22 protein-coding genes and 1 tRNA gene are annotated in these 19,387 nt (G+C 71.0%); 10 read left to right on the top strand and 13 right to left on the bottom strand.

The genetic code is table 11. The features are described from left to right. Positions 1-25 precede the first annotated feature (25 nt). On the bottom strand, positions 26-1,126 hold the full coding sequence (locus GQR16_RS03885) for a glycosyltransferase family 4 protein (protein ID WP_157413843.1): 1,101 nt from the start codon (positions 1,124-1,126) through the stop codon (positions 26-28). Further along, on the bottom strand, positions 1,123-2,037 hold the full coding sequence (locus GQR16_RS03880) for an alpha/beta fold hydrolase (RefSeq protein ID WP_157413842.1): 915 nt from the start codon (positions 2,035-2,037) through the stop codon (positions 1,123-1,125). The genes GQR16_RS03885 and GQR16_RS03880 overlap by 4 nt, the downstream gene beginning before the upstream one ends. 159 nt (positions 2,038-2,196) lie before the next feature. On the opposite strand from GQR16_RS03880, the gene GQR16_RS03875 reads away from it, so the two are divergent. Next, positions 2,197-2,898, top strand: coding sequence for an exonuclease domain-containing protein (locus tag GQR16_RS03875; protein ID WP_157413841.1), 702 nt, complete (start codon positions 2,197-2,199; stop codon positions 2,896-2,898). Positions 2,899-3,007: 109 nt separating this feature from the next. Here the strand turns inward: GQR16_RS03875 and GQR16_RS03870 are convergent, their stop codons facing one another. The 3 genes from GQR16_RS03870 to glgA all read right to left on the bottom strand — a co-directional run bounded on the left by GQR16_RS03870 (position 3,008) and on the right by glgA (position 5,454). Further along, entirely contained in the window at positions 3,008-3,256 is a 249-nt protein-coding gene (locus GQR16_RS03870) for a type B 50S ribosomal protein L31 (RefSeq protein WP_156997890.1), read from the bottom strand. A 132-nt stretch (positions 3,257-3,388) separates the two neighbouring features. Next, positions 3,389-4,174, bottom strand: coding sequence for an ABC transporter ATP-binding protein (locus GQR16_RS03865; protein ID WP_157413840.1), 786 nt, complete (start codon positions 4,172-4,174; stop codon positions 3,389-3,391). A gap of 92 nt (positions 4,175-4,266) precedes the next feature. After that, complete coding sequence (gene glgA, locus GQR16_RS03860; RefSeq protein WP_157413839.1) at positions 4,267-5,454, bottom strand: glycogen synthase; 1,188 nt, start codon at positions 5,452-5,454, stop codon at positions 4,267-4,269. A gap of 82 nt (positions 5,455-5,536) precedes the next feature. Here glgA and GQR16_RS03855 point away from each other — a divergent pair, with 82 nt between their 5' ends. Together GQR16_RS03855 and serB are read left to right on the top strand one after the other, a co-directional pair. Then, positions 5,537-6,787: a glucose-1-phosphate adenylyltransferase gene (locus GQR16_RS03855; protein WP_067876350.1), complete on the top strand. Its 1,251-nt coding sequence runs from the start codon at positions 5,537-5,539 to the stop codon at positions 6,785-6,787. Beyond that, positions 6,784-7,446, top strand: a complete 663-nt coding sequence (gene serB / locus GQR16_RS03850; RefSeq protein ID WP_246200466.1) for a phosphoserine phosphatase SerB — start codon at positions 6,784-6,786, stop codon at positions 7,444-7,446. Before GQR16_RS03855 ends, serB begins: the two co-directional genes overlap by 4 nt. Before the next feature lie 81 nt (positions 7,447-7,527). On the opposite strand, the gene GQR16_RS03845 is transcribed toward serB, so the two are convergent. Continuing rightward, positions 7,528-8,238, bottom strand: coding sequence for a beta-ketoacyl-ACP reductase (locus GQR16_RS03845; protein ID WP_157413838.1), 711 nt, complete (start codon positions 8,236-8,238; stop codon positions 7,528-7,530). Between the two features lie 210 nt (positions 8,239-8,448). Here GQR16_RS03845 and GQR16_RS03840 point away from each other — a divergent pair, with 210 nt between their 5' ends. From GQR16_RS03840 to GQR16_RS03830, 3 genes are read left to right on the top strand one after another with little or no spacing between them, the layout of a single operon-like run. After that, on the top strand, positions 8,449-8,811 hold the full coding sequence (locus tag GQR16_RS03840; RefSeq protein ID WP_157413837.1) for a DUF3099 domain-containing protein: 363 nt from the start codon (positions 8,449-8,451) through the stop codon (positions 8,809-8,811). Further along, on the top strand, positions 8,808-9,047 hold the full coding sequence (locus tag GQR16_RS03835) for a hypothetical protein (protein WP_157413836.1): 240 nt from the start codon (positions 8,808-8,810) through the stop codon (positions 9,045-9,047). The genes GQR16_RS03840 and GQR16_RS03835 overlap by 4 nt, the downstream gene beginning before the upstream one ends. Next, positions 9,044-9,904 (top strand): SURF1 family cytochrome oxidase biogenesis protein, encoded by an 861-nt coding sequence (locus GQR16_RS03830; RefSeq protein WP_246200464.1) that lies wholly within the window; start codon positions 9,044-9,046, stop codon positions 9,902-9,904. The genes GQR16_RS03835 and GQR16_RS03830 overlap by 4 nt, the downstream gene beginning before the upstream one ends. Here GQR16_RS03830 and GQR16_RS03825 read toward each other — a convergent pair. Beyond that, a complete protein-coding gene (locus GQR16_RS03825) occupies positions 9,901-11,499 on the bottom strand; it encodes an ABC-F family ATP-binding cassette domain-containing protein (protein ID WP_157413835.1) in 1,599 nt (532 codons plus the stop codon). The genes GQR16_RS03830 and GQR16_RS03825 overlap by 4 nt on opposite strands. 115 nt (positions 11,500-11,614) lie before the next feature. Here GQR16_RS03825 and GQR16_RS03820 point away from each other — a divergent pair, with 115 nt between their 5' ends. Further along, complete coding sequence (locus GQR16_RS03820) at positions 11,615-12,766, top strand: winged helix DNA-binding domain-containing protein (protein ID WP_157413834.1); 1,152 nt, start codon at positions 11,615-11,617, stop codon at positions 12,764-12,766. A 94-nt stretch (positions 12,767-12,860) separates the two neighbouring features. On the opposite strand, the gene GQR16_RS03815 is transcribed toward GQR16_RS03820, so the two are convergent. Both GQR16_RS03815 and GQR16_RS03810 read right to left on the bottom strand, forming a co-directional pair. Then, the gene (locus GQR16_RS03815) at positions 12,861-13,424 is read right to left on the bottom strand and encodes a YceI family protein (protein ID WP_157413833.1); all 564 of its coding nucleotides are present in this window, start codon (positions 13,422-13,424) and stop codon (positions 12,861-12,863) included. Between the two features lie 83 nt (positions 13,425-13,507). Next, positions 13,508-14,683: a glycoside hydrolase family 3 N-terminal domain-containing protein gene (locus GQR16_RS03810; protein WP_157413832.1), complete on the bottom strand. Its 1,176-nt coding sequence runs from the start codon at positions 14,681-14,683 to the stop codon at positions 13,508-13,510. A 79-nt stretch (positions 14,684-14,762) separates the two neighbouring features. Here GQR16_RS03810 and GQR16_RS19560 point away from each other — a divergent pair, with 79 nt between their 5' ends. The 3 genes from GQR16_RS19560 to GQR16_RS03795 are packed head-to-tail and all read left to right on the top strand — an operon-like array spanning position 14,763 to position 17,242. Further along, a complete protein-coding gene (locus GQR16_RS19560; RefSeq protein WP_170298401.1) occupies positions 14,763-15,899 on the top strand; it encodes an aggregation-promoting factor C-terminal-like domain-containing protein in 1,137 nt (378 codons plus the stop codon). A gap of 6 nt (positions 15,900-15,905) precedes the next feature. Then, complete coding sequence (locus GQR16_RS03800) at positions 15,906-16,745, top strand: oxygenase MpaB family protein (RefSeq protein WP_157413831.1); 840 nt, start codon at positions 15,906-15,908, stop codon at positions 16,743-16,745. Next, entirely contained in the window at positions 16,745-17,242 is a 498-nt protein-coding gene (locus GQR16_RS03795; protein ID WP_157413830.1) for an Lrp/AsnC family transcriptional regulator, read from the top strand. Before GQR16_RS03800 ends, GQR16_RS03795 begins: the two co-directional genes overlap by 1 nt. 94 nt (positions 17,243-17,336) lie before the next feature. Here GQR16_RS03795 and GQR16_RS03790 read toward each other — a convergent pair whose 3' ends face one another. The 4 genes from GQR16_RS03790 to rsfS form a co-directional block, all read right to left on the bottom strand. After that, complete coding sequence (locus GQR16_RS03790) at positions 17,337-17,852, bottom strand: hypothetical protein (RefSeq protein WP_157413829.1); 516 nt, start codon at positions 17,850-17,852, stop codon at positions 17,337-17,339. Positions 17,853-17,999: 147 nt separating this feature from the next. Further along, the gene (locus tag GQR16_RS03785) at positions 18,000-18,617 is read right to left on the bottom strand and encodes a TMEM175 family protein (RefSeq protein WP_157413828.1); all 618 of its coding nucleotides are present in this window, start codon (positions 18,615-18,617) and stop codon (positions 18,000-18,002) included. Positions 18,618-18,822: 205 nt separating this feature from the next. Then, positions 18,823-18,895 (bottom strand) — tRNA-Ala (locus GQR16_RS03780). A gap of 112 nt (positions 18,896-19,007) precedes the next feature. Beyond that, positions 19,008-19,376 (bottom strand): ribosome silencing factor, encoded by a 369-nt coding sequence (rsfS, locus tag GQR16_RS03775; RefSeq protein ID WP_157413827.1) that lies wholly within the window; start codon positions 19,374-19,376, stop codon positions 19,008-19,010. Positions 19,377-19,387 lie beyond the last annotated feature (11 nt).

The following is a 19,387-nucleotide window of genomic DNA, read 5'->3' as shown; positions in this document are numbered from 1 at the left end:
ACGGGGCGTGGTGCGGAGTCCGCGGTCAGCGTCGTCGTCGCGAGCGGCGCCGTCGGCCGCCGGGGCCCGCCGTGTGTCGCATGAGCTCGAGCAGCCGTTCGGCCGACGCGGCCCACGTGTACTTCGCCGCGACGTCGACGGATGCCGCGGAGCGCCGCTCCCACTCGTCGCCGCGTTCGAGCGCCCAGAGCGCCGCGACGAGGGACTCGGGCGAATCGGGGTCGAAGTACATGGCCGCGTCGCCGCCGATCTCGCGGAAGATCGGGATGTCGCTGACGACGACGGGCGTGCCGAGGCGCATGGCCTCGACCAACGGGATGCCGAACCCCTCCGCACGCGACGCATGCACGAGCGCGCTCGCGCCGCCCAGCAGCTCGGCGTACTCGGCGTCGGTCACGCCGTTGTGGAACACGAGGCGGGCCTGCGGGGCGAGGCGCGTGAGCCGCGCGCGCTCGTCGCGGCCGATCCTGCTGAGCAGGTGCAGCTCGTGCTCGGGCAGGGCGCCGACCGCCCGCACGAGCGTGTCGACGTTCTTGTACGGCATGTACGAGCCCATGTAGACGAGTCGGTGGCCCGTTGGCCGCACGCGCGGCAGGTCGGGCACCGCGAGGTCGTCGGCCGCGTTCGGCACGACCGTGACCGGCCGGTCGGTGAGCGCGTGCTCGCGGATGAGGCCGGCCGTCGTCTCGGAGACGGTCACGACGGCATCGGCGCGGTTCAGCAGCAGGCGCTGCGGCCACCAGGCGAGGTGGTAGAGGCGCCAGAGCAGGCGCACGGGCCAGGGCAGGTCGCGCGGCGGCGTGGGGTTCTCGTAGTAGATGAGGTCGTGCAGCGTGAGCAGCAGCTTGTAGGTGCGGCCCCACGACCCCATGGTCTGCATCGGCGAGAAGACGATGTCGGGCTTCAACCGTCGCACCTGCAGCGCGACGAGGGGTTCGCGGATGCTCGTCGGCCCGCTCACGAGCTGCCAGGGCAGATCGGGCAGCATCTCGAGCTGGCGGTGGTCGTTCACGAGCATGGTGAGCGGATGCCGCTTCGCGAGCTCCGTGACGATGCCCGCGGTGAAGCGGCTGATGCCGTCGTGACGCCCGATGCGGGTGTAGCGGCAGTCGACGACGACCTTCACGCGCGCGCCTCGGAGTCGAGGTGGTCTGACCCGAGGAAATCGAGGATCATCGCCGCTGCCGCCTGCGGGGTCTCGTAGTGGATGAGGTGGCCGACCTCGGGGATCACCTCGAGCCGTGCATCGGGGAAGAGCGTCGCGAGCCGCTGCTGGGCCGAGAGCGGCGTGACGTCGTCGCGCTCGGCGGCGACGAGCAGCGTCGGAACGCGGATGTCGGCGGCGACCTCGCTGACGTCGTGGCTCACGGAGGTCGTGAACCCCTCGAGCACCGAGTCGCGGGTGCCGAAGGCCGAGAAGTAGGTGTCGTGCTGATCGTGGATCCAGCGGCGCAGCGGCTTGGACTTGGTCTTGGCCATGGTGACGCTCATGACCCGTACGACCGCGCCGTTGCGCAGCAGCGCGAAGCCCGGTCGCTCGGGCAGCGCGGCAGCCGCCCGGTAGTAGAGCACGGCGAGTCGCGTCATGACGCCGCGCGGGCCCTCGAGGGCCGGCGCCCCGATGGGGTTGACGAGGATGAGGCGCTCCGGCGGGACGGCCAGGCCGCGGGCCACCGCGGCGGACGTCACGATCGAGCCGAACGAGTGACCGAGCAGCGTGTAGGGGCCCTGGATGCCGACCCCGGAGATGAACGCGTCGAGCCAGGCCGTGTAGGCGTCGAGGTCGTGGGGGTCGCTGGCGAACGTGTCGGAGGCGCCGAACCCCGGGAGGTCGGGCGAGATGATGCGGAACCCGGGCAGCTGCGCGACGACGGGCTCGAGCCCGTGGTGGTCGCCGCGGAACCCGTGCACGAGCACGAGCACGGGGGCGTCGGCGGGGCCGTACTCCCACCAGGAGGTCTCGGTGCCGTCGACGTCGAGGCGGTGCTCGCTGACTGGGATGCGCGCGAGCTGCTCGGCGTACGGGGAGGCGATCATAACCTCGTCAGTCTACGGCGCCGCGGCTGGGCGTCGGTCGGTGTCCACAGGCGCGGAACGAGTCGACGGGAGCTCGGCCCACGGCGGCGCGACGCCCGATCCGAGGGACACGCGACGCACCCCCCCGCCGATGTCGGTGCCCGCCCGTAGCCTTCCACCATGGATTCCGCGAACGCCGCACACTGGGCCGACACCCTCGCCGTCTTCGACCTCGAGACCACGGGGATCGACGTCGACACCTGCCGCATCGTCACGGCGCACGTCGGCGTGATCGGGCGCGACGGCGAGGAGCTCGAGCGTCGCCAGTGGATCGTCGACCCCGGTGTCGAGATCCCCACGGCCGCCTCGCTGATCCACGGCGTCTCGACCGAGCGCGCGCGTCTCGAGGGTGCTGCGGCTCCCACGGCGGTCGCCGAGATCATCGCCGCCCTGGCGGATGCCGCGGCGCGCCGGCTGCCGATCGTCGCGTACAACGCGGCCTACGACCTGACGGTGCTCGCTCGCGAGGCCGAGCGGTACGCACTCGTCGGCCTGCCCGGGCCCGACGCGGTCGTCGACCCCCTCGTCATCGACAAGGCCGTCGACAAGTACCGTCGCGGCAAGCGAACGCTGACGGCGACCTGCGAGCACTACGGGGTCCGTCTCGACGACGCCCACGACGCGGGCGCCGACGCCGTCGCGGCGGGCCGAGTGGCCCAGGCGATCGCGCGCACCTACCCCGAGCTCGCGGCGATCGCGCTCGGCGACCTGCATTCGCGCCAGATCGACTGGAGCCGCGAGCAGGCCGCGAGCTACCAGGAGTGGCGCCGCAAGAACGGCGAGCCCGAGTTCACGACGTCGGGTGCCTGGCCGGTTCGCTGACCGGGGTCGGGCGCCTGGAGGGCCGCTGACCCGGATCGCTCCGGCGAACGACGAAGGGGCGGTCGACCGAAGTCGACCGCCCCTTCGTTCGGCGGGTTCCTGACGGAACTTACTTGCCGAAGCTCTTGAAGCGCTGGTTGAACTTCTCGACGCGGCCGGCCGAGTCCATGATGCGCTGCTTGCCCGTGTAGAACGGGTGCGACTCCGAGGAGATCTCGACGTCGATGACCGGGTAGGTCTCGCCGTCGAGCTCGATGGTCTTGTCGCTCGACACCGTCGAACGGGTGAGGAACGTTGCGCCCGAGGCGAGGTCGCGGAAGACGACGGCAGCGTACTCGGGGTGGATGTCGGTCTTCATGGTGACTTCCTTGCTGATCGGATTTTTCTCGTGAATCCCGCCGGCGACGTGTGCAGCACGGCGGGAAAGCATGTCGGCCCAAGGGGGCCAGCTAACGATTCTAGCAGAACCGCGAGCGGATTCAGGTCAGGCTCAGCTCGCGCGCGCCGTGTAGCGGCCGTTCGCCTCGCTGAGCTCGATCGTGATGCCGAACGCGTTCGTGAGCGTCTCGCTCGTGAGCGCCTCGGCGAGGGGGCCTGCAGCCACGACGCCGCCCTTGGCGAGCAGCAGGGCGTGCGTGAACCCGTTGGGGATCTCCTCGACGTGGTGCGTGACCATGACGATCGCCGGTGATGCCGACGACGACGCGTAGCCGCCGAGCAGCGCGACGAGCTCTTCGCGCGCGCCGAGGTCGAGGCTCGCGGCCGGCTCGTCGAGCAGCAGCAGCTCGGGGTCGGTCATGACCGACCGGGCGATCTGCACGCGCTTCTGCTCGCCGTCGGAGAGGCTGCCGAACCGGCGGTCAGCGAAGCCCTCGAGGCCCCACTCGGAGAGCACGCGCTGAGCGCGACGCACGTCGATCTCCTCGTACTCCTCGTTCCAGCGACCCGTGACCGAGTACGCGGCGGTGAGCACGGTGTCGATGACCGTCTCGTTGCGAGGGATCTTGCGGGCCATGGCCGTGGAGGCGAAGCCGATCATCGGGCGGAGCTCGAAGACGTCGGCCTTGCCGAGCTTCTCCTCGAGCACGGCGGCCTCGCCGCTCGTCGGGTGCATCGCCGCGGCCGCGATCTGCAACAACGTGGTCTTGCCGGCGCCGTTCGGTCCGAGAACGACCCAGCGTTCGTCGGATTCGACGCTCCACGTCACGGAATCGAGGATCGAATTCCCGTCGCGAACCACCGAAACATCCCGGAACTGCAGCACCGTACTCGCCATGTCCACCATGCTATCTGGCGCATGGACCCTCGAAGCGCCGCCGGGGCTCACGGGAGGTCTCGCGGGGTCGCCGACACGCGGTCGGACGGCGTTCACCGAGCGAGCACGCGGTCGTAGACCTCGCGCGTGCGCACCGCGATCGCGTCCCAGGCGAAGTGCTGCTCGGCGCGGACCCGGCCTGCGGCACCCATCTCGGCGGCGCGAGCGGGATCCGAGACGACGCGCACGAGCGCCTCGGCGAGGTCGGCGACGTACTGCTCGGGATCGGTCGGGGTGCCGGTGCCGTCGTCCGACTGGTCGATCGGCACGAGCACTCCCGTCACGCCGTCGTCGACGACCTCGGGGATGCCGCCGGTTGCCGTTCCGACGACGGGCGCGCCGCAGGCCATGGCCTCGAGGTTCACGATGCCGAGCGGTTCGTAGATCGACGGGCACACGAAGGCCGTCGCGGCCGTGAGCAGTGCGGTGAGCTCGGCTCGGGGCAGGTGCCGGTCGATCCAGATGACGCCGTCGCGCTCGGTCCGGAGCTCGTCGACGAGACCCGTGACCTCGGCCATGATCTCGGGCGTGTCCGGAGCGCCAGCGCAGAGCACGAGCTGCACCTCAGGCGGCAGCAGGCGGGCTGCGCGCAGCAGGTAGGGCAGGCCCTTCTGGCGTGTGATGCGGCCGACGAAGATGATCGACGGGCGATCGGGGTCGACGCCCAGGGCGCGGGCCAGCTCGGGGTCGGGGTTCGGCTTCCAGTCCTCGAGGTCGATGCCGTTGTAGACGACCTCGACCTTCGCGGGGTCGATCGCGGGATAGGCGCGCAGGATGTCGCGGCGCATGCCCTCGCTCACCGCGATCACGGCGTCGGCGTCTTCGAAGGCCGTGCGCTCGACCCACGAGGAGAGGCGGTAGCCGCCGCCGAGCTGCTCGGCCTTCCAGGGGCGGAGCGGTTCGAGGCTGTGGGCCGTGACGACGTGCGGGATGCCGTGCAGGCGCTTCGCGGTGAAGCCCGCGAAGTTCGCGTACCAGGTGTGCGAGTGCACGAGGTCGGCGCCCGCGGCATCCGCAGCCATGAGCAGGTCGACGCCCATGGTGCCGACCGCCGCGTTGCGGCCGTCGAAGGCCTCTGGCGTCGCGTAGCCGTGGGTGTCGGCCTCGTCGCGCGGCGCGCCGAACGCGCGCACGACCACCTCGATGTCGCGCCGGAGCGCCCGCACGAGCTCGGCGACGTGCACGCCGGCTCCTCCGTAGATCTCGGGCGGGTATTCACGGGTGAGGAGGTCGACGCGCATGCAGCACACGCTAGCGCAGCGGCATCCGACATGTGTGGACTCCGGACGCCGCAAGACGCCCGCTCCTGACTACAGTTGGGGCATGGTCACGCGCAAGGTATTCGGCATCGTTCTCGCTGGCGGAGAGGGCAAGCGACTCATGCCCCTCACCGAAGACCGGGCGAAGCCCGCGGTGCCGTTCGGCGGCCAGTACCGACTCATCGACTTCGCCCTGTCGAACCTGCTGAACTCGGGTCTGCGCCAGATCGTCGTGCTCACGCAGTACAAGTCGCACAGCCTCGACCGCCACGTCTCGCAGACCTGGCGCATGAGCGGGCTCCTGAACTCCTACGTCGCCTCGGTGCCCGCGCAGCAGCGGCTCGGCAAGCGGTGGTTCTCGGGGTCCGCCGACGCGATCCTGCAGAGCCTCAACCTCATCTACGACGAGCAGCCCGACATCATCGTCGTCGTCGGCGCCGACCACGTGTACCGCATGGACTTCAGCCAGATGATCGACGCGCACATCGCGTCGGGCGCGGCGGCGACCGTGGCCGCGATCCGCCAGCCCATCTCGCTCGCCGACCAGTTCGGCGTCATCGAGGTCGACCCGAACAACCCCGAGCACATCCACCGGTTCCTCGAGAAGCCGTCCGACCCCGTGGGGCTGCCCGACTCCCCCGGCGAGGTGCTCGCCTCGATGGGCAACTACGTGTTCAACGCCGACGCGCTCATCGACGCAGTGCTCCGCGACGGCGAGCTGACCGACTCGAGCCACGACATGGGCGGCGACATCATCCCGGCGTTCGTGGCGCAGGGCGCGGCCGGCGTCTACGACCTCAACCGCAACGACGTGCCCGGTTCGACCGACCGCGACCGCTACTACTGGCGCGACGTGGGAACGATCGACTCGTTCTTCGAGGCGCACCAGGACCTCATCTCGGTGATGCCCGTCTTCAACCTCTACAACCGCGAGTGGCCGATCTTCAGCCAGCAGCTGAACTCCCCGCCCGCGAAGTTCACGCGCGACGCGCGCGGCACGCTCGGCACCGTCATCGACTCGATCGTGTCGCTCGGCTCCGTGATCTCGGGCGCCCATGTCGAGCGCAGCGTGCTCGGCCCGTGGGCGGTCGTGGGCTCGGGCGCGCATGTCGCCGACTCGATCCTGTTCGACCGCGCACGCATCGACGCCGGTGCGACCGTGCAGCGCGCGATCCTCGACAAGGAGGTCGTCGTCGAGGCGGGTGCCCGCATCGGGGTCGACCGCGCCGAAGACCTCGCACGCGGGTTCATCGTGACCGACAGTGGCATCACGGTCGTCGGCAAGGGCTCGCGGGTCCGGGCGGCCGGCGCGTGAACGCAGCAGCACCCGGCCGCTTCGGCGGCCCGCTCGTCGTGCTCGACGCCGACTCCACGCTCATCCGCGAGGAGGCCATCGAGCTCCTCGCCGAGGCCGCCGGCAGCCTTCCGCTCGTCGCCGAGGTGACCGAGCGAGCCATGCGCGGCGAGCTCGACTTCGCCGCCAGCCTGCGCGAACGCGTCGCGACGCTCGCGGGGCTCGGCGAAGACGACCTGGCGTACGCCCGCACCCGCATGACGCCGACGCCCGGCGTCCAGGAGCTCATCGACGGCGTGCACGCCGCCGGCGGCGTCGTGGGTGTCGTCTCCGGGGGGTTCCACGAGCTGCTCGATCCGCTCGCCGAGCGACTCGGGCTCGACTTCTGCCGCGCGAACCGCCTCGAGCTCGAGAACGGCCGGCTCACCGGGCGGGTCGACGGCCCGATTGTCGACGCCGAGGCCAAGGCCGTCGCGCTCGAGGAGTGGGCGGCCGCGGCATCCGTGCCCCTGAAGTACACGGTCGCCATCGGCGACGGGGCGAACGACCTCCGCATGCTGGCGAAGGCCGGGCTCGGGGTGGCGTTCTGCGCGAAGCCCGTCGTGCGCGCCCAGGCGCATGTCGCGATCACGACACCCGACCTCTCGCAGGCGCTCGCACTGCTCGGCCTGCGCGGCTGAGATCGCGAACTCGTGAGACGGCGAAGGCCGCGGGCACCGGGTCGGTGCGCCGCGGCCTTCGCCGTTGCAGCAGGGCTGCGGTCAGTGCCCCATGCCGAGACCGCCGTCGACGGGGATGACGGCACCCGAGATGTAGCCGGCGTCGTCGCCCGCGAGCCACGCGACGACGCGCGCCACCTCGTCGGGCGAGGCGAAGCGGCCGAGCGGGATGTTCTTCTTGTACTCGGCCTGCTGGGCCTCGGGCAGCTCGTCGGTCATGTCGGTCTCGATGAAGCCGGGTGCGACGACGTTCGCCGTGATGTTGCGGGCGCCCAGCTCTCGGGTGAGCGAGCGGGCCATTCCGACGAGTGCCGCCTTCGAGGCGGAGTAGTTGATCTGGCCGGGCGACCCGTAGAGGCCGACCACGCTCGAGATGAACACGACCCGACCGAAGCGCGCCTTGAGCATGCCCTTCGATGCGCGCTTGACCACGCGGAACGAGCCTGTCAGGTTCGTGTCGATGACGCTCGTGAAGTCCTCTTCGCTCATGCGCAGCAGCAGCATGTCGCGCGTGATGCCGGCATTCGCGACGACCACCTCGACCGGGCCGAGCGCGGCCTCGATCTCGCCGAAGGCGCGGTCGACGGATGCGGCGTCGGTCACGTCGGCGCGCACGGTCAGCGTTCCCTCGGGGCCCTCGCCCGAACGGGCGGTGACGGCGACGCGGTGCCCCTGGGCGACGAACTCGCGGGCGATGGCGAAGCCGATGCCGCGGTTTCCGCCGGTGACGAGGACGGTGCGGGGCGTGGTCATGCGGTGACTCCATTCACGAGGGATCTTCGGCTCGACACGAGCCTGTCTCAGCATAGTGAGGCCGGCATGCCGCGCCGGGTTCGCACGGCGCCGGCCCGCGGCATCCGCTCGGTCGGAGCCGGTGCCGAACGGCTCTCGGGGAACGCCGCCGCGGCGCAGGAGACGTAGGCTTGAGGCAGAGGAGCGCCGCACCGAACTGCGACGACGTTGATGAAGCAGCAATCGATCACGAGTCTGCCGCCCTCCCCCGAGGCGGAGCGGCGTTCGCGCATGATCAAGTACTCGATCGCCATGGCGATCAGGCTGCTCTGCATCCTCGCGATGCTCTTCGTGCAGGGGTGGTGGCTCGCGGTCTGCGCCGTGGGCGCGATCGTGCTCCCGTACATCGCGGTCGTCATCGCGAACGTCGGCGGCTCCGGTCTCGGGGGTGCGGTCGAGCGGCCCGGCACCGTCGTGCCCGTCGCGGGTCAGGCGTCGGCAACGGGCGCGGGTGCGCCCCCGACGACGGGCGACGCGAGCAACGGCGAATCCGAGCGGATGCCGCGCGACGACGACGATCGGAACGCCGCGTGATCGGCGGCCTGGCGCCCGACGGCGCGGTCTGCTCGCGCGCCGGCTGCCAGGAGGCCGCCGCGTGGCGCATCGACTGGCAGAACCCCCGCATCCACACCGGCGACCGCTGGAAGACCTGGCTCGCGTGCGAGGAGCATGTCGAGTACCTGCGCGGGTTCCTCGAGGCCCGCTCCTTCCCGGTGCGTGTCGCCGAGTTCGCCGGATCCCTCGACGACGCGGCCGAGGTCGACTCGTGAGCGGGCGCCCGTTCGCGAACGACTGGTCGTTCCTGAGATCCCGACGCTGGGCGGGCTACCTCGCCATCGTCGTGGTGTTCGCGCTCGTGTGCTGCGCGCTCGGCATGTGGCAGTTCGCCCGCCGGGCGGAGGCCCGCGCCGAGATCGCCCGCATCGACGCGAACTACGACGCGCAGGCGATCCCCGTCTCCGACGCACTGCCCGAGCTCGACGGCTTCGACGTCGACCAGCGCTGGCAGGTCGTCGCGCTTTCCGGCGAATACCTCCTCGACGAGGAGGTCGTCGTGCGCAACCGACCCGGCCAGGGCGGCGCCGGCTTCGAGGTGCTGACGCCCATGCTGCTCGACGACGGAACGGTGTTCGTCGTCGATCGCGGATGGGTCGCGCAGGGCTCCGACGGCCGGCCGAGCGAGTACGCCGCTCCCCCGGCCGGACCCGTCGACGTCGAGGCCCGCCTGAAGGCGGGTGAAGGTCAGATCAACGGCCGCACCTCCGCCGGCGACGAGTTCGCCACGATCGACCTCGACGAACTCGCCGGGAGGCTCGACGAACCGACCTTCACGGGTGCATACGGCCTGTTGATCCAGTCCGGGGCGGATGCCGCGGAGCCGCCGATCGCCGCGACCCGACCCCTCCGCGACGAGGGCCCCCACCTGTCGTACGCGTTGCAGTGGTTCGTGTTCGCGATCATGGGGTTCATCGGCCTCGCCTGGGCGGCGAACCGGGAACGCAAGGCGATCGCCGAGGCATCCGGAGTGCTGCCCGACCGTCGACGCCCCGTGCAGCGGCAGGTGAACCGCACGCAGCGGCGCGACTCCGACGCCGATCTCGAGGACGGCGTGCTGGATCGGCGCTAAGCCAGCTCGATGAGCTCCTGGTAGTCGGCGCTCCAGTGGTCTTCGGTGCCGTCGGGCATGATGAGCACGCGCTCGGGGTTCAGCGCCTCGACCGCGCCGGGGTCGTGCGAGACGAGCACGACCGAGCCCTCGTAGTGCGCGAGCGCGTCGAGGATCTCGGCGCGGCTGGCGGGGTCGAGGTTGTTCGTGGGCTCGTCGAGGAGCAGGACGTTCGCGCCTGAGACGACGATCATCGCGAGGGCGAGTCGCGTCTTCTCGCCGCCCGAGAGCACGCCGGCGGCCTTGTGCACGTCGTCGCCCGTGAAGAGGAACGAGCCGAGCACCTTGCGCGCCTCGGTCTCGGTGAGGTTCGGCGACGAGCTCACCATGTTCTCGAGCACGCTGCGCTTGACGTCGATGGTCTCGTGCTCCTGGGCGTAATAGCCCACTCGCAGGCCGTGCCCGGCCTCGACCGTGCCCGTGTCGGGCTGGTCGACGCCCGCGAGGATGCGGAGCAGGGTGGTCTTGCCCGCACCGTTGAACCCGATGATGACGACCTTCGAGCCGCGGTCGATCGCGAGGTCGACGGCCGTGAAGATCTCGAGCGAGCCGTAGCTCTTCGACAGGTCGCTCGCGGTGATGGGCGTGCGGCCGCAGGGCGCGGGCGTCGGGAACCGGAGCTTGGCCACCCGGTCGACGGCGCGCACCTCGTCGAGGCCCGCGAGCAGCTTCTCGGCGCGCGCGACCATCTGGTGCGCGGCCGCGGCCTTCGAGGCCTTCGCGCCGAAGCGGGCGGCCTGCATCTGCAGCACGCCGGCCTTCTTCTCGGCGTTGGCGCGCTCCTTCTTGCGGCGCTCCTCGTCGGCGGCCCGCTGGCGCTGGTAGTGCTTCCAGCCCATGTTGTAGATGTCGATGACCGAACGGTTCGCGTCGAGGTAGAACACGCGGTTGACGACCTCGTCGACGAGCACGACGTCGTGCGAGATGACGATGACGCCGCCCTTGTAGCCCTTCAGGAACTCTCGGAGCCAGACGACCGAGTCGGCGTCGAGGTGGTTCGTGGGCTCGTCGAGGATCATCGTGCCAGCGTCGGAGAACAGGATGCGCGCAAGCTCGATGCGACGGCGCTGCCCGCCGGAGAGGGTCTTCAGCGGCTGGTCGAGGATGCGATCGGGCAGGTTCAGGTTCGAGGCGATCGACGCGGCCTCGGCCTCGGCTGCGTACCCGCCGAGCGCGTTGAAGCGGTCGGTGAGGTTGCCGTACTTCTTCATCGCCTTCTCGGCGATGACGGGGTCGTCGCTGCCCATGTCGATCGATGCCTGGTGCATGTCGAGCACGATCGAACCGAGCCCGCGCGCGTCGAGGATGCGCGTGCGGGCGAGCATCTCGGGGTCGCCCGAGCGGGGGTCCTGCGGAAGGTAGCCGATCTCGCCGGAGCGGTCGATGCGGCCGTCGGTCGGCAGCGTCTCGCCGGCGAGCGTCTTCGTGAGCGTCGTCTTGCCGGCGCCGTTGCGGCCGACGAGGCCGATCTTGTCGCCGTCGGAGACGCGGAAGTTCACGTGCTCCATCAGGACGCGTGCGCCGACGCGGATCTCGAGATCGTGAACGGCGAGCACAGGGAGCCTCCGGCAGGTGTGGGGTGGGATCGTGCCGACGTGGCACAGCCGCCCAGTCTATCGTTCACGGGGCGACCGTCGCGCCGATGTCGGCGGGGCGCGGCAGACTCGCAGCATGCGCCGGTCACCCGACATGCACCAGACTCGCACCATGACGACGGATGCCGCGGCCGACCCATCGATCGTGGAGCTCAGGGCCGCACGCCTCGCCGCCCAGGGTCTCGTCGGCGGGCTGTCGTCACCGCGAGACGCCGTCGAGCGGCTGGTGTGCGTGCAGGCGCAAGACCTGGCTGCGGCGAAGTGGGTGCTCGGCGCCCGCGTTCCCGGTTCTCTCGAGGCGACGATCGACGCCGCGATCGACGACCGCACGCTGCTGCGGTCGTGGCCGATGCGCGGCACCCTGCACTTCGTCGATCCCGGCATGCTGCGGCCGATCCTGCGGCTGACCGCGGCGCGGCTCATGCAGCGGGCGGCGAAGGTCCATCGCGACGAGGGCATCGACGACGACGTGCACGCACACGCGCGAGCGGTGACGATCCACGAGCTCGAGGGCGGCCGATCGGCCTCTCGCGACGAGCTGCAGGCGGCATGGGGCGCCGCCGGCATCCCGATCGCCGGTCAGCGCGGCTACCACCTGATCTGGCGCCTCGCCGTCGAGGGCGTGCTCTGCTGCGGGCCGGTCGACACGAGGGCCAGGCAGCGGATCGCACTGCTCGACGAATGGTCTCCTGCACGGGCCGACGAGCCCGCCGACCCCGACGAGACGCTGGCGAGGCTGCTCACGGGCTATCTACGCGGACACGGCCCGGCCACGGCGCGGGACTTCGCGTGGTGGACCGGCCTCACGCTCACGCAGGCCAGAGCCGCGGTGGGTGCCGCCGGTGATCAGGTCGTCGCCGTGACCGACGAGTTGCTGGCGGCCGCCGACGCCGACGCTGCGTCCTCGATGACGGCGCGTGCGTCGCGGCACGTGCTCGCCCCGTTCGACGAGTTCTTCCTCGGCTACGGCGATCGCACGGCGTCGTGTTCGGTCGACGATGCTGCACGCGTCGTCCCGGGCAAGAACGGGCTCTTCCTGCCGATCCTCGTGGCCGACGGCGAGGTCGTCGGCACGTGGCGGCGCTCCCCCGAGCGACGCGGGTCGACGGCGATCGAGGTCACCCGATTCGGCGGCGCTCCGCCCCTCGACGAGTTCGAGCCGGCCTTCAGGCGCTGGGCCGAGTTCTGGTCGACCGGCCTCGGAGAGGTCACGGCGGCCGACCGCTGACGCGCCATCGCCGACGGCCGGCCCTGCATGCCCGAGGATGACGAAGGGCCGGATGCCCGCGGCATCCGACCCCTCGTGAACGGCGCAGCGCGCCTTACTGCTGCAGGGCCGCCTGCAGTTCGAGCGTGATGGTGACCTTGTCGCCGAGCAGCACGCCGCCGGTCTCGAGGGCCGCGTTGTAGTGCAGGCCGAAGTCCTCGCGGTTGATGACGGTCTTCGCTGCGGCGCCGGCCTTGTAGTTGCCGTAGGGGTCGCCGCCGAAGCCGCCGAACTCGAAGTCGAAGGTGACGGGCTTGGTGATGCCGCGGATGGTGAGATCGCCGTCGACCTTGAAGTCGCCGTCCTCGAGGCGAACGCCGGTCGAGACGAACGAGATCGTCGGGTGGGTCTCGGCCTCGAAGAAGTCGCCGGTGCGCAGGTGCGCGTCGCGGTTCGGCTCGTTCGTGTTGACCGAGGCGACCTCGGCGGTCGCCGTGACGGTCGAGTCGAGGGGGTTCTCAGCGGTCACGAAGGTTGCGTCGAAGCGCTCGAACTTGCCCTTGACCTTGCTGATCATGAGGTGTCGGATGCTGAAGGCGACCTCGCTGTGGGTGGGGTCGATGATCCAGGTGCCGGTGCGGTAGCCGGGGATCTCGATGCCGGTGGCGGTGTTCGTCATGTGCGGTTCTCCGTATTCGATGTCGACGTGGCATGCGCGCCACATCAATGCGAACGCATGTAAATCCGGAGGTATTCCGAGATTCAGGAACTTTCTTCGACGAGCTCGCGTCGAAGCGTGAGCACGCGCTCGACGGCATCGTCGAGTCGGGCCTGCGGAATGCGCCCCGAGGACACGGCCGCGGCGATCGCGCCCACGAGCCCGTCGACCGAGATTCCGGCATCGGCGGGGTCGGCCGGCAGCACGTAGAGCAGCAGGTCCGCGCCCGATGCCACCGCTCGCACCGCGTTCTCGTTCGGGTCGGCGTACTCGGGCAGCCCGTTGTCCGCCAGCATGAGCATGTCGTCGGTCACGACGACGCCCTCGAAGCCGAGATCCTCGCGCAGGATCCGGTGCCATTCGGGTGAGAGCGACGCGGGAAGCGCGTCGACCGCCGGATAGGCGAGGTGTCCCGTCATCACGAGTTCGGCGCCCGCGTCGATGCCGCTCCGGAACGGGATCGCCGGGCCCGCCCGCCACTCGTCGAGGGTCAGGGGCGCGCTCGGCACGCTCGAGTGCGAGTCGCCGGGCGCGGCGCCGTGTCCGGGGAAGTGCTTCAGCGTGCTGTACACGGTGCCGTGCTCGCCGTCGACAGCCGCGGCGACCCGCTCCCCGGCAGCAGCCGGGTCGGTGCCGAGCACGCGCGACGCGATGAACGAGTCGGGGTCGTCGGTGACATCCGCCACGATGCCGAAGTTCAGGTTCACGCCGGATGCCTCGAGGGTGGCCGCGCGCGCCGCGAAGGCGTCGGTCGTGGCGGCCGCCGGCTCGGCCCGCAACGTCTCGGCGCCGGGCGCGGCGTCCCACGGGAGACGCTGCACGTCGCCGCCCTCCTCGTCGATCGCGACGAGTGCCGGCAACTCGGCATCGACCTGGGCGCCGGCGACGAGCGCGGAGAGCTCCTCGGGCGTGGCCGGCACGTTGTCGCCCATGAGGATGAGGCCGGATGCGCCCTGGTCGACGTAGGCGCGGAGCGGGGCCGGGTCGACGCCCGGCGCGTGCAGCATGAGCAGCGCGGCGGCCTTCTGCTCGACGGCCATCTGCGACATCCGCGATTCGACGAAGGCGGCGATCGGATCGACGGGCGTCGGTGTGGGTGTCGCCGACGGGCTCGGGGTCGACGTCGGGGTCGATTCGGCCGCGGGCGCCGCGCCTGAGCATCCGGAGAGGAGCGAGATCGCGAGCACCGCCGCGGTGCCGAGGATGAGCCGGGTGCGCATCCGACCGAGTCTACGCTGCGTGTCCACCCGCCGACCGCGCGACCGCTGGGTAGACTCACCGGGCTCGAAGGGGGTGTTCGTGCGCGTTGTCAGGGGTTCCGTGATCGTGGCGCTCGTCGGCGCCCTGCTGCTCGCGCCGGCCACGAGCGCGAGCGCCGAGGACTATCCGACGTGGGACGAGGTCGAGGCTGCGAAGGCGCAGGTCGGCGCGAGCGAGGCCGAGGCGACCCGCATCACCGCCTTCGTCGACCAGCTCGAAGCCGAGTCCGGTCGGCTCGGAGACGCCGCGGTCGCTGCGGCGGCGGAGTCGGCGATCGCCGAGCAGGCGAGGGCGGATGCCGCGGCGCGGGCGTCGACGCTCGCGGAACAGGCCGCGGCGGCCGAGGCCGAGGCCGAGGCCGCGACCGCCGCCCTCGGGCGGGCGGGCGCCGTCCTGGCCCGCACCGGCGGAGCGGATGTCGGCCTGCGGCTCCTGCTCGACGGAGACGCGTCGACGCGACTGCTGATGGGCCTCTCGCGCGCGGCCCAGCTCACGACCGTGATCGGCGGGGTCGCATCGCGTGCGCAGGCTGCTGAAGCTGACGCGGCCGCCGTTCGCGATCAGGCCGACCGCGCCGAGGCCGAACGCACCCGGCTCGCTGCGGCAGCCGTCGAGGCGGCCGAGGCGGCAGAGGCGGCGCACGAGGCGGCGCAGGAGCGCGTCGTCGAGCAGCAGGCCGCCCTCGACACGCTCTACGCCCAGCTCGCGAGCCTGCGCGATCGCTCCGTGGAGGTCGAGCGCCAGTACCGCATCGGCGAGCAGGAAGCGCGCGAGCGGGCGGCGCGCGAGGCCGCAGCCGAAGCGGCCGCCGCTGCCGCAGCCGAGGCTGCGGGCGGGCTCACCGCCGCTCCCCCGCCCGGCGTGGTCGTCGACCGCACTGCGGCACAGAACTACGCGGCCGCGGCCGTCGCCCGATACGGCTGGAGCGACGCCCAGTACCAGTGCCTGTACCTGCTGTGGATGCGCGAATCGAGTTGGCGCGCCGACGCCTACAACGCCTCGAGCGGCGCATACGGAATTCCGCAGTCGCTGCCCGGCAGCAAGATGGCCGCCGCCGGCGCCGACTGGCGCACGAATGCGAACACCCAGATCGAGTGGGGACTCTCGTACATCTCGTCGCGGTACGGCAGCCCGTGCGCCGCCTGGGCGCATTCCGAGGCCGTGAACTGGTACTGATGGGGTATGGAGCCCGCTGACGCCGAGCACGACGATCACGCGGTCTTCCGCAGACACGGTGCGGAGGCCGTGCTCCTGCTCGGCGGCGCCGCGGCGATCCTCCTGCAGTTGGCCGACCCCCGGGTCGCGCGCGGTGTCGCGAGGCACAGCGACTTCGCCTCGAGACCGCTCGACCGGCTCATCGGCACGCTCGACTACGTCTACGCCGTGGGGTTCGGCGACGACGAGATCGCCGCCGCGGCCGTGCGAAGGGTGAATGCGCGACATGCGCCGGTTCGCAGCCGACCCGGGGCGACCGACGAGTCGACGGATGCCGCGTACAGCGCCTTCGACGCCGACGCCCAGCGATGGGTGGCCTCGACGCTGCTCGCGGTCGCCCTCGACATCCACGAGCGCGTCTACGGGCCGCTTCCGCCCACGGATGCCGATGCGATCGTCCGCGGGTACGCGCCGCTCGGGTTCCGGCTGCAGGGTTCCCGAGAGGGGTGGCCCGATACCCGGCAGGAGTTCGACGCCTGGTGGAACGCGCGCCTCGGCACGCTGCGGGTCACCGACGAGGCGCGCCATGTCGCGCGGACGCTGCTCTCGACATCCGACGCGCTGCGGGGGCTCTCGTTCCTGCTGCCGCCCGTTCGCCTGGTCACCGCGGAGCTGCTGCCGCCGGCGCTGAGGGATGCCTACGGATTCCGGTGGACTCCGCGAGCACGACGCGTCGCGCAGGCGTGGCTCGCCGCGGTGGCCGCCGTCTGGCCGTGGTTGCCGCGGATCGTCCGGCATGCCCCGATGCGGGTCTCGCTCCATCGGGCCCGTCGCCGGTACGCTGAGCGTGTGCACCGAGGACGATGATGACCGAGCATGCGGCACACCATGGCGAGGCGATCGACAACATCGATCGCCGGATCGTCGCGGAGCTCAGCCGTGACGGCCGTCTCTCGGTGCGCACCCTGGCCGAGCGCGTGCACATCTCCCGCACGGCCGCGCACAATCGCGTGCAGCACCTCGTCGAGAGAGGCGTCATCACCGGGTTCGGCGCGAAGATCGATCGCACGTCCATCGGGCTTCGCATCTCGGCGCTCGTCGTCGTGCGCATCTCCCCCGACAGCGGCTGGGAGGCCGTCGCCGCCCGCCTCGCCGAACTGCCGTTCGTCGAGAAGGTGCAGGCCGTCTCGGGCGACATCGACCTGATGCTGACGGTCAGCGCGCCCGATCACGAGCAGCTGAGCCAGGCGATCCTCCGCGACATCCACGTGATGCCCGGTGTGCTCTCGACCAGGTCGCACCTGATCCTCGCCGAGTTCGACGGCCGTCCTCCGGCGCAGTCGCTCGACATCTGGCGGCCGTAGCGCAGGTCGTGGCGCTCGCCCAGCGCGGCGCGCTCGACGGCCGGGCCCGATCGTCGGGCTCAGCCGCCCTGAGTCGGGCGGAGGATCAGGACGATCAGAAGAACTCGTCGGGCGTGCCGGCGGCGCGCTCGACGTCGCTCGTGCTGACGCCGGCGCCCTTGAGCTTCGACACCGCGACCCGGAGCCCGGATTCCATCTGCGCGGCCCACGCATCGGACTCGTGCGCGCTCGCCTCGGCGGCTCGGGCACGGGCCTCGGCGGTGACGGCGGCGTTGCGGGCGTCGGCCACCTGACGCAGCGCGAGGGAGATGCCGTAGTACGCGGCGACCATGGTCGCGATCGGAGCGGCGATGACCGCCAGGGCGCTGATCGCCGCGCCGGTCGGGCTGAAGGCGATCAGCAGCGCGAACGCCAGGAACAGGGCCGCGATCGCGGCCAGCACGACGAGCATGAACCGCAGGTCGCGGCTCCACGATCGACGCTCGGGGTCGGCCGGGACTGCGGCCGGCTCCTCGACGTCGTCGGGTGCGCCCGACTCGACCTCGTCGGGGATGCTCCCGCCGAGCGGATCCTGCTGGCCGTAGACCGGACGAGTGTTCGCGTCGCTCATGCTCTCCCCTGCTCCCCTGTTGCCGGACACCTGATCGTTGTCCGACACCCAATTGTGGGCCGCACCCCGATGGGGGTCAAGGAACCGCGCCGGGCGGCGGCATCCGTCATCCGCATCGATGCGAACGGATGCCGCGGGCGGGCCGGGTCACGACGTTCGGCGGAATGCGGGCAGGAACCGCAGCACGGCGGTCACGAGCGGTGCGGCGAAGAGGAGCAGCACCCACAGCATGCCGATCGCCGGGAACAGGAACGCGAGCACCCCGGCGATCACGAGCACGATCAGCACGGAGACGGTGCGGCCGAGGTCGAACGACGTGCCGGGTTCGACGAGTTCCGGATGCCGCAGCAACTCGAGCTCGATGAGCAGCATCGCCGTCGTGGTCACGAGCATGGTGCCGATGTAGACGGCGTCGAAGCTGCCGTTGGCGGTGTCGATGCTCGAGACGGCGTTCGCGGCGAACGGGAGGAAGACGATGCTCGCGAGCCAGAGCATGTTGGCCCAGATGAGGCGCGGCGAGTAGTCGCGGACCGACTCGAAGACCCCATGGTGGATCACCCAGAAGCGCCCGATCACGGCGAACGTGACGACGAAGGCGATGAACGCCCCGAAGTGCGCACGGGCGAACTCGGCGAAGTCGACGCCGTCGAGGTCGCCGGCCAGGTCGACGAGCGGCAGGATCAGCAGCGTGATCGCGATCGCGACCGCGGCATCGGAGAAGTTCACGAGCCGATCGAGTCCGCGTTCGGTGCGAGCGTGCGCCACCATGCCTCCTGGAGCGTCGATGCGGTGCGATGCGCCCGTCGCGCACCTGACCGCAATTCTGTCCCACGGCGATCACGATGCGACAGGCCGGATGCCCGGAGCCGCCGCGGAATGCCCGACCGATCGGCGCGGCCGCAACGAAGGGAGGCCAGTCGCGGAGGGTACGGAAAAGCCCCGGTGAACTTGCGTTCACCGGGGCTTTCGGTGGATCTGAGGGGACTCGAACCCCTGACCCCCTGCATGCCATGCAGGTGCGCTACCAGCTGCGCCACAGACCCGTTCTCGCCTTGTCTCAGTGATTTCTCACCGCGCTTCAGGCGATGGTTTGAGCTTACACCAGCCTCGCGCCACAAATGAAATTGAGGGATGCTCGGCCGGTGTGGGCTCCGTTCAGCCTGCCAGGAGGGGCGCCACGGGCACTGCCGGGCAGTCCAGCCAGAGGCGCTCGAGCCCGTAGTACAGGCGGTCTTCGGGGTGGAAGACGTGCACGACGAGGTCGCCGAAGTCGAGCAGGATCCACCGCCCGGTGCTGTGCCCCTCGCGGCGGAGCGTCGAGATGCCGGCCTCGCGGAGGGTGTCCTCGATCTCGTCGGCGATGGCGATCACGTTGCGCTCGGAGTTGCCGCTCACGAGGAGGAACACGTCGGTGAACGGCAGCGGGCCGGACACGTCGAGCGCGACGAGGTCGTCGCCGCCCTTTGAGTCCGCCGCGCGAGCCGCGCGGGCGAGGGCGTCGAGAGCCTGGTCGGTTGCGGTCATACGCTCATTTC

It is taken from the genome of Agromyces allii (genome assembly GCF_009749385.1).
Taxonomy (GTDB): domain Bacteria; phylum Actinomycetota; class Actinomycetes; order Actinomycetales; family Microbacteriaceae; genus Agromyces; species Agromyces allii.
Note: the sequence above shows the minus strand (reverse complement) of the source record. Positions and strands in the feature narration are given on the sequence as shown.

What these genes read in the sequence shown, in the direction of transcription:
- GQR16_RS03880 (WP_157413842.1), bottom strand. Translation starts at nt 2,037, where the DNA reads ATGATCGCCTCCCCGTACGCCGAGCAGCTCGCGCGCATCCCAGTCAGC.
- GQR16_RS03875 (WP_157413841.1), top strand. Translation starts at nt 2,197, where the DNA reads ATGGATTCCGCGAACGCCGCACACTGGGCCGACACCCTCGCCGTCTTC.
- GQR16_RS03870 (WP_156997890.1), bottom strand. Translation starts at nt 3,256, where the DNA reads ATGAAGACCGACATCCACCCCGAGTACGCTGCCGTCGTCTTCCGCGAC.
- GQR16_RS03865 (WP_157413840.1), bottom strand. Translation starts at nt 4,174, where the DNA reads ATGGCGAGTACGGTGCTGCAGTTCCGGGATGTTTCGGTGGTTCGCGAC.
- glgA (WP_157413839.1), bottom strand. Translation starts at nt 5,454, where the DNA reads ATGCGCGTCGACCTCCTCACCCGTGAATACCCGCCCGAGATCTACGGA.
- GQR16_RS03855 (WP_067876350.1), top strand. Translation starts at nt 5,537, where the DNA reads ATGGTCACGCGCAAGGTATTCGGCATCGTTCTCGCTGGCGGAGAGGGC.
- GQR16_RS03845 (WP_157413838.1), bottom strand. Translation starts at nt 8,238, where the DNA reads ATGACCACGCCCCGCACCGTCCTCGTCACCGGCGGAAACCGCGGCATC.
- GQR16_RS03840 (WP_157413837.1), top strand. Translation starts at nt 8,449, where the DNA reads ATGAAGCAGCAATCGATCACGAGTCTGCCGCCCTCCCCCGAGGCGGAG.
- GQR16_RS03820 (WP_157413834.1), top strand. Translation starts at nt 11,615, where the DNA reads ATGCGCCGGTCACCCGACATGCACCAGACTCGCACCATGACGACGGAT.
- GQR16_RS03815 (WP_157413833.1), bottom strand. Translation starts at nt 13,424, where the DNA reads ATGACGAACACCGCCACCGGCATCGAGATCCCCGGCTACCGCACCGGC.
- GQR16_RS03810 (WP_157413832.1), bottom strand. Translation starts at nt 14,683, where the DNA reads ATGCGCACCCGGCTCATCCTCGGCACCGCGGCGGTGCTCGCGATCTCG.
- GQR16_RS03800 (WP_157413831.1), top strand. Translation starts at nt 15,906, where the DNA reads ATGGAGCCCGCTGACGCCGAGCACGACGATCACGCGGTCTTCCGCAGA.
- GQR16_RS03795 (WP_157413830.1), top strand. Translation starts at nt 16,745, where the DNA reads ATGACCGAGCATGCGGCACACCATGGCGAGGCGATCGACAACATCGAT.
- GQR16_RS03790 (WP_157413829.1), bottom strand. Translation starts at nt 17,852, where the DNA reads ATGAGCGACGCGAACACTCGTCCGGTCTACGGCCAGCAGGATCCGCTC.
- rsfS (WP_157413827.1), bottom strand. Translation starts at nt 19,376, where the DNA reads ATGACCGCAACCGACCAGGCTCTCGACGCCCTCGCCCGCGCGGCTCGC.